The following is an 18,659-nucleotide window of genomic DNA, read 5'->3' on the forward strand; positions in this document are numbered from 1 at the left end:
TAATGTCTAGTGAACTTAACATCAAGTCACTCGAAGAACGACGGGCACGTCTCGGGGCGATTGGCGCGCTAGACTTCCTCATTGATTATCAACGCAAAAAGCAAAGCGGCGCCTCCTATCCTATTAATTACATACCTTTCGACACAAAAGCTGTCGCCGTTGACAATGATTTAAGCCGCTTCAGCAAAGTACCCCAGAACTTTCCACTGGCTGAAAGCTTGCCTCCGATCCAAGGTCTCGCCAATGATTTCTCCCACATGGAGAGCGAGATCGATCCTACGCCTGAACTCAACAAAGTAAAAGTGTCGATTGTAATTTTAACTTACAATCGAATTGACCCCCTACGCAGAACTCTTGCAGGCTTGTCGCGACAAAGTTATCCCTCCGACCTTATCGAAGTAATTGTGACTGATGATGGCAGCAGCGAACAAACAACTGATGTCATCAAGGAATTCAGCAACCTTCTTGACATCAAGTACGTTTGGCACAAAGATGTCGGATTCACTGCATCAGCAGCCAGAAACAACGGTGTGAACGTCGCTCGCAATGATCTTATTATTTTGCTTGACGTGGACATGTTCCCATCAAAGCACCTCGTGCGCAACTATGCAAAATGGTGGCAAACTTTAGATAGGACGGTTCTAATCGGACCGCGTAAATACATCGACCTATGCAACACAACTGTTTCCACCATTTTGCATGACGCCAACCTTGAAGATAGCTTCAAGGAGATCGTGACCAATAACACCGTTGCCGGTAAAATCCAAGGGAAGCACTCTGTCGACTGGCGACTCGAAATTTTCGAGCGCACTAATAATCTTCGTACTGAATCGGTGCCTTTTAGAACTTTCGCTAGCGGCAATGTCGCTTTTTCTAAAAAGCAGTTTACGGAGATCGGCGGCTTTGATGAGCGTTTTAACTCTTGGGGTTTCGAAGATACCGAGCTTGGGTATCGTTTTTTCAATACCGGTAAATACATAGTCCCAGTACTGGACGCCATGGCCTTCCATCAAGAGCCCGAGGGCGGCGAAAATGAGACGGATCGTAGCGCTGGCAAGGAAATAAGCGGTGAGTTGTTTGGTAACATCTGCCCTTACTACAGACATTTGATCTCAAACAAAAAAGAATTTTATAGCGTACCTCGGGTTTCAATCTACATTCCTGCCTATAATTGCGCAGATACAATCTGCGATGCGATTCACAGCGCCCTCAATCAGACCTTCACAGATCTAGAGGTTTGTGTTTGCGATGATGGATCGACGGACGACACACCTCAGATCCTTGAGCGTTACTTCTCCAATAACCCCCGCGTGCGATGGGTACGCCAAGAAAATGGTGGTATAGGAAAAGCATCCAACACAGCCTTGAGCTTGTGTCGGGGTATTTATGTCGGACAGCTTGACAGCGACGATTACTTAGCCAGAGATGTGGTGGAGAAATGCGTTGCCGTACTCGACAAAAAACCAAACACCGGCTTAGTTTATACTACTTATGAAAATGAGTATCCAGATGGCCGCATTGAGCAGGGTTATAACTATCCGGTATTCACCCGCGAGAAGATGCTAACGGCCATGATTGCGCATCACTTTCGAATATTCAAAAAGAGATATTGGCATCGAACACTAGGATTCAATGAGCGCGTGCGGAACGCTGTCGATTATGACATGTACTTAAAGTTGTGCGAAGTTTCTGAAGCCGAGCATCTCAATATTATCGGTTATCGCCGTCGACTACACGGGCAAAACACCTCCCTCGTCAACTTTGGGGAACAGATGAAGAATACGGCCGTGGTTGTTAACTCTTCAATGCGCAGACTTGGAATTAATCTCCAGGCCAGCCTTGAAAGCGAGAACGCCTCGCGACTCGTTTACCAACCGACAACTTATCAGAACGCGAAATTAAAATCATGAAAAAAAATATAATTATTGCAATCCGCTACTCCATCATACAAAAGAATAGCGCCTCTTGGCGCGCGGCCGAACTCAGCTTTGAAGACTACGCAAATAAAATATTAAGCAACGAACGGTTAAATATCCGCGAGCAAACCTTCAAAAGCTTAACCCTAAAATCTCTTTGCAACCAAATCAATACGGATAAGAATGTAACTTATACTGTCTTGATTATGGTTTCCGATATGCTACCTGAAGGGCGGATAGATAGACTTCGCTCAATGATAAACGAGAACAACATATCCGGACTTGACTTCAAAATTGTTAAAATAGACTCAGGCACTGGCCTGATGCACGACCATATAAATATTAATGAAGCTATAAAGGCCACCATAAAGCGAAATTTAGCAAATCTACCGGAAGCTTTGCTAGCAACAGTACGTCTTGATGACGATGATGGCCTCAGCACTAATTTTATTGAGAAGCTGAGTCATCATATGCGTCCTGGATTGACAGGTTATGCTGTTTCTTTTGCCTACGGAGTTGAAGGCTATTGGGATTCAGCTGCAAATACAGTGAGTGACCTGAAGCATAGCTATTTCCCTAAATCCGCATTCGGGTTGGCATATCTTAATGCTTGGTCCCAGATTAGAGGTTTGGAAGATAATAAAACGATCCATGTTTACAACATGGGAAATCATATGAAAATTGACGAGAACTACCCAACTATCGTCGACGCTACCGAGCCGATGTATTTCAGAACTTTGAGCTCCACCAATGACTCTGTAGGTTCTCCATATCACAAAAACCTGCCTAGCATCAAAGGAAAAAACACCCTTTCCAACTTTGGCTATTTAGTAGATTTGCATACGGAGCAATCTCTTCCAGACTATGAAGATATCAAAAGCTTAGAAATTTGCAAGTCGAGTAGTCCCTGGATGGCATTGATAACACATTTAAATAACCGCATACAGCTGCGCGAAAAACAAATTCGTGAATTGACTGCTCGTCTTGAGGGTAACAAGCCTTGAAAATTGCAATCGCTGGAACTGGCTACGTTGGTATGTCGAATGCTGTGTTGCTCGCGCAGCATAACGAGGTTATTGCTTTGGACCTGTTACCGGAAAGAGTGCAGGCCATCAATGATCGGCAGTCGCATTTAGAAGATGCCTGCTTGCAAGAATACTTACAAACCAAGGACCTCAATCTTCGTGCCACTCTCAGTAAAGAGGAGGCATATGACGGCGCTGATTTTGTCGTAATTGCAACCCCAACTGACTACGACCCCGCGACTAATTTTTTTAATACCACTTCAGTTGAGTCTGTCGCTAGAGACGTAAAATCTATCAACCCCGATGCCACGATAATAATCAAGTCCACGGTACCGGTGGGTTTCACTCAAAAACTCAAAGATGAGATCAACCATGCTAACATTATCTTCTCTCCTGAATTTTTGAGAGAAGGTAAAGCTTTGCATGATAACCTCTATCCGTCGCGGATAATTTTAGGCGCCGACAACGATACCGCTAAGATCTTCGCACGCCTACTTGCCGATGGAGCCATTAAACAGGATGTACAAACTCTGTTTACTGAGCCCAACGAAGCTGAAGCAATTAAACTTTTCGCAAATACCTTCCTAGCAATGCGAGTTGCTTACATTAACGAGCTTGATACTTACGCCGAGGTTCACAACCTCAACGCTCGGCAGATCATTGAAGGCGTAGGGTTAGACCCCCGGATTGGCAATCACTATCATAACCCATCTTTTGGATATGGTGGCTACTGCCTTCCAAAGGACTCAAAGCAACTTCTTGCCAATTACCAGGACGTGCCAAACAACCTAATTGGGGCTATTGTAGAGGCTAACAGAACGCGCAAAGATTTCGTTGCCGACTCGATAATAAAGAAATCACCCGAAACAGTTGGGATTTACCGTCTCACCATGAAAAAAGGCTCCGACAACTTTAGGACTGCCTCAATTCAAGGCGTGATGAAACGTATCAAGGCAAAAGGTATAAATGTCGTTGTATACGAACCCACTCTAGATGAACCAACCTATTTCAATTCCAAGATCATTAAGAGCCTTGAAGAGTTCAAGTCGCTCTCGGATGTCATTGTTGCCAACCGCTGGGAGGACGAAATTAGGGACGTGAGCTCGAAGGTGTATACGCGGGACCTCTTTGGTCAAGATTGAGGACTCGGTTGCATCAATACTCCGACGCTAGTTTTATCTGTATCGTCAATCATAGGTAAGCAGATGACATCTATTACTAAAATCCAAAAGATCATTTCCGACTTACAGGCTGCTGAAAGGGATTTACACCTTGACCTTTCTAGCTCGCGTGAAGGCACACAAGCCTCACGAGCACAGGCTTGTATCGGCCATGATATGACGCTCTCTACCCACGAGGAAGAGGTCGGCAGGCTTAACGATCAGCTTGATAAGCTTTCATCAAGACTCGAGCTCGTTGAAAACCAGAACAAAGATTTAGAATCTGAACTGGAGACTCTAAGAACAGAGAACAAGAGTCTTGCGCAACAACTTTATGACGCTCAAAAAGAAAGTATTTTAAATAGGATCTCCCGCGAAGAGGCATCTCAAGAAAACGAGACATTGATATCCAAAATCCTTCAAGTCCAAATTGAACTTGAAGAATACTACCAAGATAAGGTTTCGCTTGAGCTAGCTCTAGGTAATTCGACATTAGCACTGGATAAAGCGAGAATAGCTATTTGTAGCCTGAATGCCGAGAAGTGAACAAGACACTTAACTCAAAAGCTTCCACATGAGTACTTGAGGGCTCCTTTTCATAGGAGCCTTCCCATGTTTCTGACAAAAGCTCAACGTGGACGGCTCATCCAGCCTTACAGCAAAGAAACTATAAACCGCCAACCTTAGATACTCTGACATACCGATTTTTTTGACCTAGGCTCCAACGTACGCTCCTTCTGAATAATATTTAATGCTAGCAACAGGGCAAATAGAAAACCCAGAATCGTCAAACCTTACAGAATACATACAGATAATTGACACCCTATTTATTTCCTGCATAATCACTTACAAAACCAAACTGTCGATTATCACTAAATAACCTCTGATGCTTTCTAGTGCTGCGTAGCACTTTGAACTCTACCAAAGTCCACCACAGCTTTAAGCCATCCCGCTTTAGGGTCAAGAACGGGTCGCTTACCTGACGAGTCACGTGAACGGCTACTCGCCCATAATACGCAACCATCAGCACCAAGACTTTTTAGCAATTTTAATCGACTCATCATCTCATCATAAGAAAGCCAGCGAGACCTCCCATTATCCTCAACTTCCGGAGTTATAAACGGGAAGATCTTTTTTGTTCTCGAGTACTTTTTTGCCGCTTCAATATTATATTCCGCCCCTTTTTTCCAAGACTCGAAGTCATTAAGGCTATAATTGTATAACGACGGACTAAAATAGTCGACAGCATCAGCTACTGTGGCATATTTCTCGTTTTGTCCATCGTAATGTCCACGTTTTTCCTCACGCCAGACATAAGTATTTTGTGGAACGGTGGAATAGAAACCTACTATCGCATCTGGATTCGCCTCGCGAAATATTTGCAACACTTTCAAATATCGACTCGGGGTTTCTGAACTGAAGCGATTCCAACTTTCCAGGTCGAGCGAAACCATAACATCTCTACTTTGACCCGACTCTTTCGCAATCCTAGTGACTTTATCGACATTAATAACCGCATTACTATTCCCAGTACTGTTATCCGGTCTATCCAGAAGCCTATCCTCGTAGACTAGCTTTATCGGCTTAATACCGAGATTTCTAAACCAATTGTCCGAAGGCCTGCCGCTTACGATTTCATTCCCCACTACTTTTGACGTGTAGGGTATGAACCCATAAATTTCGAAAGCTGATGAGATGCCTGAGAAAACCATCAGCACTGCAACCGTGAGGCCCCGTATTTTGTTTCCATATGCCTTCACGAGCATTCCTCCTGAACGTCTTTAACAACAAAGTCTTTTCACAGGAATTAAAATACCTTGCACCTTCCGAGAATTCAAGCCAACCAATGAGCATGAAATCTGTCGCACACGCAACATTCGTCTTCCTATGCAGGCACAAATATTGCGATCGTCTTCCATGTGAGATTTTGCAATTCTATTTTCTCTTCGGCACCATTCGAAACTCTGCTCGCCCAAATTTCACGCCCCTTCACTGCCTCTTTTTGGTCAACAGGGTTTTGGCTGCACCTCCTTCAGTGCAGCGAAGATGAGAGATTTTTCCGATATTGATCTCGGTAGCAGCGTCTCTACGGATTGCTAACCTCGTCCACAGCGCTTTAGTGTACCGGACGTCACTGACGGAGCTGCCACATACAAGGAATAGCGACTGTATCCGTTGGCGTCGCAGAGCACGCGGACTTTGGATGTCAGCCTCCACTATTGGGGCCTAGAGCGTGGTAAGCATACGTATCTGCCAATTTTTCGGTCCCGCTGCTAGAATAGACGCAGGTAGTGTTGAGTTGGGTAGAACATCCAAGCCTGCTAATTAATCAAACTTTCCTTGCACAACCCAAATGCAGGCGCTTAATCATCTGTTAGTATCAGCCCCGTTACATCATCCTCTGGATCCGTTGCTGACAGCTTCCCGCGGGCCGAAAGGCTCTGGTTTATCTTGCCGAGCTACAGAGGCCCCTTCGAGCATCACTCTGCCCCAGAAACAGGACCGCGTTCGATCATGTGTTCCCCTAAGAAATCGGCAACAGACCAGCCTTCATCCGAGGCGTCTTGCCGCATTATCCTCGTAAGATACCTTCAGCGAGCCGTTAACATGTTCACTCGCCAACGATGAATTAAGCGATATACTCGCCACGATTTATACCCGTGACGTGTACAGCAAGGACTGAGCGCGGCCATGACATGGATACCGCTTTCTAAGGAGGCTTCGATGCACCCCCTACTTTCCGGCTTGAGTGAGCAGGCCCGCCGCGCGGATGTTGGATTTTTTTATGACGGGACCTCCTCGGTTGGGGGGTATCCAATCATGCAATGGGGATCGGTTGCGGCCTACATGATTGCCGATCATCAACGAGTGCCTGCCGATGCCTGATTATAAAGTGATAGCCCCGTACAAAAGTGTGGTCGACGCTCAGTGGTATCTGGCGACTTACCCCGATGTTGCCGTTGCCGGGGCCGACCCGCAAGAGCATTACGATCTGCATGGTGCCGTTGAGGGTCGGCTGCCCCGTTGTATGCAAGCCTACCGCCTGGAATCCACCCTATGGGGCGGATTCACCAAGCTGGCGCTGCCCGAACTCAAGGCCCTCCAGCACTCCACTACTGACCCTGAGGAGCATGCCTACGCTTCCTGGGCCCTGGCCCGCTGGCATGCCAGTGCCTCGCAATGGTCGAGCGCACTGCCGTACATAGACGCCCTCGCACAGCCACTGCCACCTTACATCGGCACCCTTGGCCCAATATTGCTAAGGGCCGAGGTGCTGCTGCGGAATGGCCAGCAGTCACTTGCGCAAGCCTGCATCGCCGAGGCCATCGCGGCAAAAGGCCTGCAAGCCGACTTGTGCCTGGCAGCCGCCAATGTGTCGCTGGCCACCAAGGGCACCCAACACCAGCCGCCAGCCGCTATGCGCCTGTTCTGGCTTAACCGTGCGCTCGCCGCTGCCGACCTGGCACCGGTTGCCCTGCGCGACGCCGGAGCTGCGCTCACCCTGGATAACATCCAGGCCGCGTCTGCCGCGAAGGTTCCGCCCCAGGCCCAGCCAAAAATCAGCGTGATCATGCCGGCGTTCAACGCCGAGGCCTTCATTGAAACGGCCCTGCGCAGCCTACTGGCTCAAAGCTGGAGCAACCTTGAAATCCTAGTTGTCGATGACTGCAGCAGCGATGCCACGGTCGAGCGTGTTTCTGAGCTGGCCCGCGAAGACGCGCGCATCATGCTGCTAGAGCAACCGGTAAACCGCGGTGCTTACGCGGCGCGCAATACCGCGTTGAAACACGCGACCGGCACGTTCGTGGTCAACCACGACAGCGACGACTGGTCCCACCCTCAGCGCCTCGAGCTCATGGCCACTCCGCTGCTGCATAACCCAGGCCTGGTCGGTACCTTGGCGGAATGGGTCAGGGCTGATACCGAGCTGCACTTCCAATGCTGGCGCATGGAAAACAGCCTGATCGAACCAAGCGTTTCCACCATCATGATGCGCTGCGACGCAGTACGCGCCCTTGGCGGCTGGGATGAAGTGCGCGTCGCTGCCGACCACGAACTGCGCCAGCGCTTGCAGCGCTGCCATGGCGCCGATGCTCTGCTGTATGTGCTCCCAGGGGTGCCGCTGGTCATTGCCCGTCACCTGCCACAGTCGCTGACCATGGCTTCCGGCACGCACTTGCGCTCAACGTTCTATGGCCTGCGCCAGTTATACAGCGCTCTTGCCGAGGCCTGGCACGGCATGGCGAACGATGCAGGCGGGCTGCGCTTGACTCCAGGTAGCGGCACGCGCGCGTTCCCCGCGCCAACGCCGATGCTGCGTAACGCCCAGACCGAGGCCAGCTACGATTGGCTGGTGGTCAGCGACCTCAGCGAAGCAGCGCGCACCGCCAAGCCTCTGCGTCTGGTGCTGGCGCGCTTGCAGGATCAGGGCGAGCGTATCGGCCTGCTGCATTGGCCAGATTATCAGCGGCCAAGCCCGATTGACCCGGCCCTGCTGCGCCAGGCCGTCTCGGGTGAAGTCGAAATGGTGCTGGGCGAGCAGGCACTGGTGGCCCGCCGAGTACTGGTCGTGGGTCGGCACCTGCTTGCTAATCCATTGGATCAAGTACCAACAGTCAAAGGGCTGCAAAGCTGCCGGGTTATCGATTCGGTCCGCGAGGCCAAGTCGCTGGAAATCGGCGCAACACCAGTTTCACCTCAGTTGGCCGGCCCGCTCGCTGCCGAGGTGGCTCCGGCACTTGTTACGCCGCCAGTACCGCAGGTTGCCATCCCTGAGCAGCCCGCAGTAGAGGCCGCCGCACTGGAGCCCGCCGAACCTGTGATACCGGCCTTGTTCGACGAGGCCTGGTACTTGGAGCGCAACCCAGACTTGCAAGGCGCCAGCCTCGACGCCTGGCAGCATTACCTTGCCCACGGTCATGCTGAGGGCCGCGAACCTGGCCCAGACTTCAATACGGCGTGGTACCTTGAGCAATGTGTCGAAGCCCGCGACAGTGGCATGCCTGCACTGCTGCATTATCATCAGTCGGGTCGTCATACCGGTTACGATGTTGGCAACCCAACATTCGCTGGCAACCTGCAGCACCGCCCAGGAAGGCCCACCGTACTGCTTTGCGCCCATGCGGCTAACGTGCAGCTGTTTGGGGCGGAGCGCAGCTTGCTGGATATGCTGGATGCGTGCGCTGCGCTAGACTTGAACGTGCTGGTCAGTGTGCCGAGCGTGGCCAACCCGGCTTACATCGACGCGTTGCGAGCGCGCGCTACGCATGTGGCATGCATCCCAACCCAGCTGTGGCGCACTGACATTGCGCCGTGCCGGGTAGCCGTTGAGCGTTTCTGTGCCTTGATTCGCACCCACTCGGTGGACCTGGTGCACAGCAATACCCTGATGCTGCGCGAGCCGCTGATCGCAGCACGCCTTGCCCAAGTACCGGCCGTGCTCCATGTGCATGAGTCCCCCGCGCATGATGCTGACCTGTGTGCGGCCATCGGCTTGCCAGCTGACCATATCGTTGCCGAGGCATTGAGCCGAGCCGACCAGGTACTGGCCAACTCCGCCTTCACGGCGCAGCACATCGCCAAACCGGGCGCTACCCATGTGGTCGGGAACATCATCGACCTCAAGGCGTTCGACCTGCCTAACACGCCGGACAACAAACGCATCACAGCGGCACTTATCAGCAGCAATTTACCCAAGAAAGGCATCGCCGATTTGTTGCAACTAGCGTGTGACACCGCTGCCGACACGCCCAACTTGCAATTGTTGTTGATTGGCCCGCACACGCCGGGTGTTGCTGCTTTGCGCACCTTGGAAGCCCGCGGCAAACTGCCACGCAATTTGAGCATCATGCCTTACGCCGAAAGCCCGCAGGCTGCCATTGCCCAAGCCAACATTGTGCTGAATCTGTCTCACTGCCAGGAAACCTTTGGCCGCACTGTCCTGGAAGGTATGGCTGCCAGCCGGCCGGTGCTCGCCTATCGCTGGGGGGCTTTGCCAGAGCTGATTGATGAAGGCGTTACGGGGTACACCTTTGAGCATGGCGACACCAAAGCCATGGCCAAAAGATTGCGCCAGTTCTGCCTAAATCCGAAAAAGATCCGCACGCTGGGTGCTGCGAGCCGCAAACGTGCCAAACAGTACAGCCTCAAGCTGCTAAGTCAGCAATTGAAAAGCGCTTATGAGTCGGCGCTGGGAACTTCACTGATGCGGTCAGGCGATTGAAATGAGGTGAACGGCACGGCAGGCACGGCTTGAGTCTTAAGCAGTGCCTGCCGCTCTGTTCGGCCTGCGCCGCTTACAAGGTTACTGAAAGATTTCAGCCTTGATCTTATCCACAAAGTAGATAGAACCATGCTTGCTGAGGTGACCAAAGTCCACCACTGGCAGGTCGATCAAGTCGCTGCCAAGGCGGCTTAAACACCCCTCCCCTTTGCAGAGTATATCCAGGGCCGAGATATAGGACGCACCAATAGAGGGTACGCGCTGCTTGAAGAAGCCGTCCCAGTCCGCTACTTGCGGGTTCAACCCGTACGCCATGTATTGCGGCGGAACTTTATTGTGTTCTGCCCAATAGCCCAGCACCACCGAACTTAAATTGCCATTCCAGTGCGGGACTGGGCCAATCACAACGACTTTGCTCACGGGCGACACGGCTTTTATCTTGCTCACTGTTTCTTGCAGCATGGCCAACGCTTGGTGCTGTTCATGAGGGGCATTACTGCCGAACACCAGCCAGGTCAGCACCACCACGTCGGGCTTATAGTGCGCCACGGCTTCAAGCCGGTCGTTGTTGGCTTGTGCAACTGGCTTGCCTTCATCGGTCTTGCCAGGGATGGCAAAGAATGGTGGGCCATTACCGTCGGTCATTTGTGAAATACCGTATTCGGTGTGCCCGTTATCGCGGGCACTCAGTAGACCTTGGTACAGCGCCGCCGCATAGGAGTCGCCCCAGATAAACAACATTTTGCGGCGGGGTTCGATGCAGTGGGCATAACTGAGTTCTTTGGACACCGAGTGGCAAACGCCGTAACGGATGTTCTGTTTGAAGTCATAGTATTCGTAGACGTTCGTAATGGCCGATAGGGCCTGAATTTCCCCCTCCACCCGGTAGGCAGCGCCGTTGCTTTTTACAACCGTGAACCCGGCAGCCAGCACCAGGCAAAATGCAGCGATGGCGGTTGGGCTGCGCACTTGGCTAAGCCTGGCGAGGAACGTGCCGGGCGATGCGGCGCGTTGACCGGCGATATTTTCGACGGTCAGGTAAGACACCAAACCCAGCACGAACGATAGCAACACACCGCCAATAATCGCCTGAGGCTGCTCGGCCAGGCCGCTTTTAAACAGGTAAACGCAAATGGGCCAATGCCACAGGTAAGTGGAATAGGAGGTTTTACCCATCCAAGCCACCAGCCAGTGCTTGGCCAGGCGCGAGCCAGTGTAACCGGCGGCGATCACCAGGCAGGTGCCGATGACCGGCAACAACGCCCAATGCCCGGGCCACGCGGTGGTGCTGTCGAGGGCGAACAGCGAACCCACGATCAATAGCAGCCCGGCAAGCGCGACAGGAGCTTTTTTGCTGTCGCGAAGATTGACTGGGTGCAAGTAGACCACGCCACCAATCAACATCTCCCACGCCCGTGATGGCAGCATGTAGTAGGCGAAGCTTTCCAAGTAGTAAGAAGCCCAAGTGGCGAAGGCGAACGACAGTATCGTCAGGCCAACTATCACTAATCGGCCAGCGCCGGCCCCCAGCGCCCTGAGCACGGCCATAATGATCAGAGGGTAGACGAGGTAAAACTGCCATTCGACCGACAGTGACCAGGTGTGCAGCAGCCATTTCAAATGCGAAGCTGAATCGAAATAGCCCGACTCGCTGTAGAACATCAAGTTGGAGGTAAACGAAAGTGCGCCAGCCACATGCTGCCCAAGTTGCTTGTACTCGATGGGAAGCAGGTTGAAGTAACCCCATGCCAACATGGCAGCGCAAAGGGCGACCAAGGCGGGAATCAACCGTTTGGCTCGGCTGGTGTAAAAACCCATCAGCGTGAAGGTGCCGGCCTGCACTTTGGGGAAAATGGCACCGGTCATCAAGTAGCCCGAGATGACGAAAAACACATCAACGCCGGCAAACCCTGCGGGAAGCATGGTGGGGTTGAAATGGAACAGCACCACAGCAACGACTGCTAACGCACGCAGTCCATTCACGTCGTCCCTGAATCGCATACGCACCTTTTAGGTAAAATCTTGGCTGAGCCTTATTGGAATTAGCGCGACTTTAGCAGATCACAGGTGGCTAATGGGTATCAGTTTGTGAGCGTAGTCGGGGGGGGGGGGGGCGCCAGGTGCCTGGTTTGAGTTTAGGGAGAGGCGTACATCGAGCGCCGCCCGCGCGGCGCTCGGTTTCATGGGCGCTGCTAAACCTATGGCGAACAATGCGCCCCCCAATGGGCCGTGCAGCACGCCCCGTCGGTCAGCGTTTCCGATGATGCACCTCGCTTCGTAAGCGTGCTCGCCCGCATTACGCGGTATGCTGTAGGAGAAGCGTCTCCACAGGAACCCGCACCCGCTATGACGGAACAGCCATCGCAGGCAGCCGAGTCGGCCGCCGCAGTATACCCCGCACATGAAGACCTGCTCACCACTCTTGCCGCGCCCGCCGAGCAAAATGCCGCTGGCTCATCAGCGCAATTTACGAATGCAGTGCCTGCCCCCTTGCTGCCGCTTGCAGCAAAAGCATTGCCTGCCGCTGATGGCGGTTGGGAATGGCAAGACTACCCTCAGGTTCGCGCACGCATCGCTCAGGCAAAGGCCGAGCACCGCGCGGCAAACCCGGTTGCGCTCATACCCGTGCTGGACTTCGACCCAGACGAGTTGGCTGATCATGCCGCGCAGTTGCAGTTCCAGCCCCCTGGGGCGCTGCCACTGGTGTCCATCCTGATTCCGGTATTCAACAACGCCAAACTCACGCTCGAATGCCTGGCGTCCATCCAGCAGCACCTGCCTGCAGACCTGGATGTGGAGATCATCGTCGCCGACGACGCCTCTACCGACCAAACCCAGGCACTGCTAGGCCGGGTGGCCAACATTCGCTACCTGCGCAATTCGCACAACCTGGGTTTTTTGCGCAACTGCAACCAGGCCATGAGCCAGGTCACCGGTGCGTTCACCGTGTACCTCAACAACGACGTGCAGGTGACGGCGGGCTGGCTCGAAGCATTGCTGGCCACCTTCGCCGACTTCGACAAGGTAGGCGCCGTAGGGCCTAAGTTCGTCTACCCCAGCGGCCACCTGCAAGAAGCCGGTGCAGCGCTGGCACCAGATGGTTTGTCGACCATGGTAGGTTTTGCCGAAAACCCTGGCGAACCGCGCTACAACTATACACGCCGGGTGGATTACGTATCCGGCGCATGCCTGCTCGCCCCTACCGGATTGCTCAAGCGCATCGGCGGTTTCTCGGAAGCGTTTCTGCCCTGCTATTGCGAAGACAGCGACCTGTGCCTGAGCATTCGTGCCGAAGGCTACGAGGTCTATTACAACCCGCATGCCACCATCATTCATCATCTGTCGAAAACCACCGCAGCTGCCGGTGACGACTTCAAGATGGCCAGCATCGCCAACAATGTCAGTGTGTTGAACCGCAAATGGGGCTCGACCATCGAGCAACATTTCGACCCGCGGCTTATCTGCTTCTACTTGCCGCAATTCCACCCGGTCCCGGAAAATGACGTGTGGTGGGGCAAGGGCTTCACCGAATGGGCAAACGTCAGCAAGGCACAACCCAATTTCGTCGGCCATTACCAGCCACGCATCCCCGCCGACCTCGGTTACTACGACCTGCGCCTGCTCGAAGTCATGCAAGCCCAGGCAGACCTGGCCCAGCGCTATGGTATTCATGGCTTTTGCTTCTACTACTACTGGTTCGACGGCAAGCGCTTGCTGGAGCGCCCGGTCGAGCAACTGCTGCAAAGCGACAAGCCAGACATCCCGTTCTGCCTGTGCTGGGCAAACGAGAACTGGACACGCCGCTGGGACGGCCTCGAGCAGGAGGTCTTGATTGCCCAGGCACACAGCGACGAAGACGATCTTGCCGTGATCAACGACCTGATCCGGTTCTTCAAGGATGGCCGCTACATCAAAGTCGGCGACCGCCCGTTACTGCTGATCTATCGGCCGACGCTGTTCCCCGACTTCGCCGAAACGGCAGCACGCTGGCGGGACGCTTGCCGCGATCAAGGTGTGGGCGAAATCTACATCGCTATGGTCGAGTCGTTCGGGCTGGCCACCGCAAACTTCCACCCGTCTCAGTTCGGATGTGATGCAGCGGTCGAGTTCCCCCCAGGAGGCTTGGTGCAGCCCAAGCCACCCAGCGGCGAGATGCTCAACCCTGACTTCACAGGCCACTCAGCAGACTACCGGGACATCGCGGTAAGCTTCGCCTCGCGCCCCGGCCCTGCCTATACACGCTTCAAAGGCGTGATGCCCGGGTGGGACAACACCGCCCGGCGCCAGCATGCGGGCGGGTGTTTCGAGCACTCCACGCCGGGCGCCTTCCAGGCCTGGCTTGAGGAGTCGATTACCGATACCCGCCAGCAACACTTCGGCGACGAACGCCTGGTGTTCATCAATGCATGGAACGAATGGGCCGAAGGTGCATACCTTGAGCCTGACCGGCGCTTTGGCCACACCTACCTCGAAGCCGTAAGCAACGCGCTAGACGCCTCGCGTCTGTTGAAGAAAAACTGACTGGCTGGACCCTGATGACCCACATCATTAAAAACAGCAATGACGTATGCCTGGCCGGCCACCCGTTTGCGCCCATCGGTATGGGCGAACATGTACGTGCCACGTTCCGTTCATTGAGAGCGGTGTATACACCGCCTGCTATCCACGATATCTATAAAATCGTCCCTGCCACTGAGGCGGACAGCGCTGAATTTGGCCAGGCACTGACCGAGCAGCCCGCCGCTATCAACATTTTCCACATCAACGGCAACGAAGTGGAACATGCCCTGGCGCATTTAAACCAGAAACGCCCCTGGACGGGTTACAACATCATTTATCCGTTGTGGGAGCTGCCGCGCTACCCTGACGAATGGGCCGGACAACTCGACCGTTTCGACGAAATCTGGGCCGCTTCGCAGTTTGTCATGGACGGTCTCCAGGCGGCGTGCAAAAAGCCTGTGGTGCATATGCCACTGGCCACGGAGGTCCACCTCGACAATTTCTTTGGCCGCCGCTACTTCGGCCTGCCAGAAGCCGATTATGTGTTCCTGTTCTTTTATGACCTGCGCTCCTACTCGGCGCGGAAAAACCCCCAGGGCGTCTTCGAGGCGTTCAGGCAAATGCTGGCCAAGCGGCCGTACGCCAACACGCACCTGGTGATCAAGGTGAACGGGGTAGACATGAACCCGCAGGCCTTTACCGACTTGCAGGCTGAAGTGAAAGCATTGCATGGCCGAGTCACCTTGATCGAACGGACCATGAGCAGTACCGAAGTGAAAAACCTGCTGCGCTGTAGTGACTGCTTTGTGTCACTGCATCGCTCCGAGGGCTACGGTTTCGGTATTGCCGAAGCGATGGCGCTGGGCAAACCGGTTATCGCCACAGCCTACTCCGGCAACATGGACTTCATGGCCGCGCACTGCAGCTTGCCAGTCGATTACCGCTTGGTGGCGGTGAAGGAAGGTGAGTACCCCCATTACGAAGCACAGCACTGGGCGGACCCATACTGTGAGCAGGCGGTGGCCTATATGGTGCAGCTGGTGGATGACCCTGCCATGGGGCGTGCCTTGGGGCAGAAAGCGCGCCTGCATATGCAGAGCTTCTTCAGCTATCGCTATACAGGCTTGCGCTATCGCGCCCGCCTGGCAGAAATACGCCAAATATTGTCCGAGTCCTGAGGGCGAATATCAGTAAGAAGGCAGGTGATGCGGCTGCGCAGCCCATTGCCGCCAAGCCATGCTCTCATAGAACAACGTATTGATTTGGCGTCAACTTGTGGGAGCGGGCATGCCCGCGAACACCGGAAAAGCCGGTGCCATACACAGCGTTGCCTGCTTCGCGGGTGAGCCCGCTCCCACACCGCCCCACTCAATCAATCAGTTATAGGTAGTTCTAAAAACGCCTGGCCACGCCAGTAGTCGAGAATATCGCGCACCGTCTGCGCCAGGGGCGTAGTAGGCACCCAGCCCACGGCTTCTTTGATCCGGACATTGGCTCCAGCTGCCAGCGGAATGTCGGAAGGGCGCAAGCGGTCGGGGTCGGTCTGGACGGTGATCGGTACCGTGGCTTCAGCCAATAGCGCCTGCAACACACTGCGGATTTGCCGGCTTGCGCCAGAAGCAATGTTGTACGTCCGGTGCTGTAGCTGGTCCGTATCTGCGTCCAGCAGCATTGCGTAGGCTTCGCACACATCATGCACATTCAAGAAATCACGGCTTGCATCGAGGTTGCCAACCTTGAGCACGGGCGGCTGTAGACCGACCTCTATCCACGCGATCTGCCTGGCGAACGAGGCCGTGACAAAGTCTGCGCTCTGCCCTGGGCCAATATGGTTGAACGGCCGCACGACCACGCCTGGCATACCTTGGCGCAGGTACTGCATTACGGCATGTTCAGCCGCCAGCTTGCTGGCAGCATAGGGGTTCATCGGTACGCAGGTCGCGTTTTCATCCAGCAGCTGGCCACTTTTGAAGCTCTCGCCGTACACCTCGGACGAGCTAATAAACAGGGTGAAGCACCCCGGCGCGTGCGCCTTCAGTTCCTCCATCAGGTTCAGAGTACCGATGACGTTGGTATGCCAGGTCAGCAGAGGCTCCTTGAAGCTGACGGCAACATTCGATACCGCAGCCAGATGCACCAAATGTGTGGGCTTGACGCGTTGGATAACTGCCTCGACCTGAGCCCGATCACAAATGTCCATCACTTGGTAGTCGCATTCGGCTGCCGCAGGGGCTGATGCCACCGTGCCGAAGACTTCATGCTTGCTATTCAGCAACCGGCGCTGCAGTACCTTGCCGACAAAGCCATTGGCCCCGGTCAAAAGAATTCTGGCCATCTCGAAACTCCAGATCACGCGCACCTGCCGCAGCCAGGCTTGACGGGCAGGTGCACTTGGGTAACCGCCGTCAGAAACTCACGCCATTGGCGTTACGGCGCAGGTCGGCCTCCACCATCATGCGGCACAGGTCTTCCAGAGAGGTACGGGGCTCCCAGCCCAGCACAGTCTTGGCCTTTTCCGGGTTGCCAAGGAGCAGGTCAACTTCGGTGGGGCGGTAGAATTTAGCGTTTACCGCGACCAGGGTACGGCCTGTGGCAGCGTCGATCCCCGTTTCGTTTTCCTCTTTGCCCTGCCAGAGAATATCGATATCCACTGCCTTGCAAGCCAAGGTCACAAAATCGCGTACCGATTCGGTGCGGTTGGTGGCCAGCACGAAGGTGTCCGGCTCGTCAGCCTGCAGCATGCGCCACATCCCTTCGACGTATTCCTTGGCATAACCCCAGTCACGCTTGGCGTCAAGGTTGCCCAGCTCCATCCGGTCGAGCTTGCCTAACTTGATCTTGGCTACGCTGTCGGTGATTTTGCGGGTGACGAACTCACGGCCGCGCAATGGTGACTCGTGGTTGAACAAAATGCCGCTCGCGCCAAAAATGTCATACGACTCGCGGTAATTGATGGTCATCCAATGGGCATACAGCTTGGCGACACCATAGGGACTGCGGGGGTAGAACGGCGTACTTTCGACCTGGGGGGTTTGCTGCACCTTACCGAACATTTCAGAAGTCGAAGCCTGATAGAAGCGCGCCTTTGGATTAACGATGCGAATGGCCTCCAGCAGGTTCACAGCACCGAGGCCGGTGATTTCAGCCGTGGTCACCGGCTGGTCGAACGATACGCCGACAAAACTCTGCGCCGCGAGGTTGTAAACCTCTGTTGCCTGGGTGGTCTGGAGCAAGCGAATACTCGCGGACAGGTCGGTCAGGTCGTACTCCACAAGGTGCAGATTGGGGTGCTGCTCGACGCCCAGCTCGGCCAAGCGCCAGAAGTTGACCGAACTGGTGCGGCGGTAGGTGCCGTAGACGGTGTAGCCTTTGGCAAGCAGCAGCTCGGCCAAGTACGCCCCATCCTGGCCTGTAATGCCGGTGACGATCGCGATCATGAATCCTCCAGAAAAATCGCCATCGAGGCTCTCGGGAAGTCGCTCGACGGGTTAATAGACCTGCTTCGGAACATGATACTGGCTCAGCATCGGCAACACGAGGCTAGCGAGATTACCCGAGTGCTAACCTCAGGTATAGATAAACCAGGCACTTGCCATATAACCGCTCGGCGGCAATCAGAACTTTCTTACAGTCAGATCAGAACATTCCCTATTTGAGCTGTCTATGCTTTCGCTATATTCCTGCACGCTCCTGATAATTCCACCCAGAGCGCCGCTGGGCGGGGCTCAGCAACCCAGGCAAATTACCGTACTCCACGGGCGATCAGGTATACTTTTGACTCACGTCTATATGATGGCTAAGTCGTACGTGCATGGACTTATGCAGAGTTCATAGG

11 protein-coding genes and 1 pseudogene are annotated in these 18,659 nt (G+C 54.0%); 8 read left to right on the plus strand and 4 right to left on the minus strand.

The genetic code is table 11. The features are described 5' to 3' along the window. The first annotated feature begins 2 nt into the window (after positions 1–2). The 4 genes from LU684_RS19320 (at position 3) to LU684_RS19335 (ending at position 4,647) form a co-directional block, all read left to right on the plus strand. Positions 3–1,910: a glycosyltransferase family 2 protein gene (locus LU684_RS19320; protein WP_232894925.1), complete on the plus strand. Its 1,908-nt coding sequence runs from the start codon at positions 3–5 to the stop codon at positions 1,908–1,910. Next, a complete protein-coding gene (locus LU684_RS19325; protein ID WP_232894926.1) occupies positions 1,907–2,920 on the plus strand; it encodes a glycosyltransferase in 1,014 nt (337 codons plus the stop codon). Before LU684_RS19320 ends, LU684_RS19325 begins: the two co-directional genes overlap by 4 nt. Then, the gene (locus tag LU684_RS19330; protein WP_232894927.1) at positions 2,917–4,083 is read left to right on the plus strand and encodes a nucleotide sugar dehydrogenase; all 1,167 of its coding nucleotides are present in this window, start codon (positions 2,917–2,919) and stop codon (positions 4,081–4,083) included. The genes LU684_RS19325 and LU684_RS19330 overlap by 4 nt, the downstream gene beginning before the upstream one ends. Positions 4,084–4,146: 63 nt before the next feature. Beyond that, positions 4,147–4,647, plus strand: coding sequence for a hypothetical protein (locus LU684_RS19335; protein ID WP_232894928.1), 501 nt, complete (start codon positions 4,147–4,149; stop codon positions 4,645–4,647). Between the two features lie 347 nt (positions 4,648–4,994). On the opposite strand, the gene LU684_RS19340 is transcribed toward LU684_RS19335, so the two are convergent. Continuing rightward, positions 4,995–5,861, minus strand: a complete 867-nt coding sequence (locus LU684_RS19340; protein WP_232894929.1) for a hypothetical protein — start codon at positions 5,859–5,861, stop codon at positions 4,995–4,997. Positions 5,862–6,825: 964 nt separating this feature from the next. On the opposite strand from LU684_RS19340, the gene LU684_RS19345 reads away from it, so the two are divergent. Both LU684_RS19345 and LU684_RS19350 read left to right on the plus strand, forming a co-directional pair. Further along, entirely contained in the window at positions 6,826–6,987 is a 162-nt protein-coding gene (locus LU684_RS19345; protein WP_232894930.1) for a hypothetical protein, read from the plus strand. Then, positions 6,980–10,324, plus strand: coding sequence for a glycosyltransferase (locus LU684_RS19350; RefSeq protein WP_232894932.1), 3,345 nt, complete (start codon positions 6,980–6,982; stop codon positions 10,322–10,324). Before LU684_RS19345 ends, LU684_RS19350 begins: the two co-directional genes overlap by 8 nt. An 81-nt stretch (positions 10,325–10,405) precedes the next feature. On the opposite strand, the gene LU684_RS19355 is transcribed toward LU684_RS19350, so the two are convergent. After that, entirely contained in the window at positions 10,406–12,307 is a 1,902-nt protein-coding gene (locus tag LU684_RS19355; protein WP_158248162.1) for an acyltransferase family protein, read from the minus strand. Between the two features lie 531 nt (positions 12,308–12,838). On the opposite strand from LU684_RS19355, the pseudogene LU684_RS19360 reads away from it, so the two are divergent. Together LU684_RS19360 and LU684_RS19365 are read left to right on the plus strand one after the other, a co-directional pair. Next, positions 12,839–14,845: pseudogene (locus LU684_RS19360) on the plus strand (glycoside hydrolase family 99-like domain-containing protein); the annotation flags it as partial. Between the two features lie 14 nt (positions 14,846–14,859). Next, a complete protein-coding gene (locus tag LU684_RS19365) occupies positions 14,860–16,002 on the plus strand; it encodes a glycosyltransferase family 4 protein (protein WP_060518665.1) in 1,143 nt (380 codons plus the stop codon). 194 nt (positions 16,003–16,196) lie between these two features. On the opposite strand, the gene LU684_RS19370 is transcribed toward LU684_RS19365, so the two are convergent. Together LU684_RS19370 and gmd are read right to left on the minus strand one after the other, a co-directional pair. Next, a complete protein-coding gene (locus tag LU684_RS19370) occupies positions 16,197–17,159 on the minus strand; it encodes a GDP-mannose 4,6-dehydratase (protein ID WP_060518666.1) in 963 nt (320 codons plus the stop codon). A 70-nt stretch (positions 17,160–17,229) separates the two neighbouring features. Further along, complete coding sequence (gene gmd / locus LU684_RS19375) at positions 17,230–18,261, minus strand: GDP-mannose 4,6-dehydratase (RefSeq protein ID WP_060518668.1); 1,032 nt, start codon at positions 18,259–18,261, stop codon at positions 17,230–17,232. Between the last annotated feature and the right edge of the window lie 398 nt (positions 18,262–18,659).

This window comes from Pseudomonas sp. NMI542_15 (assembly GCF_021283425.1).
GTDB lineage: Bacteria > Pseudomonadota > Gammaproteobacteria > Pseudomonadales > Pseudomonadaceae > Aquipseudomonas > Aquipseudomonas fortuita.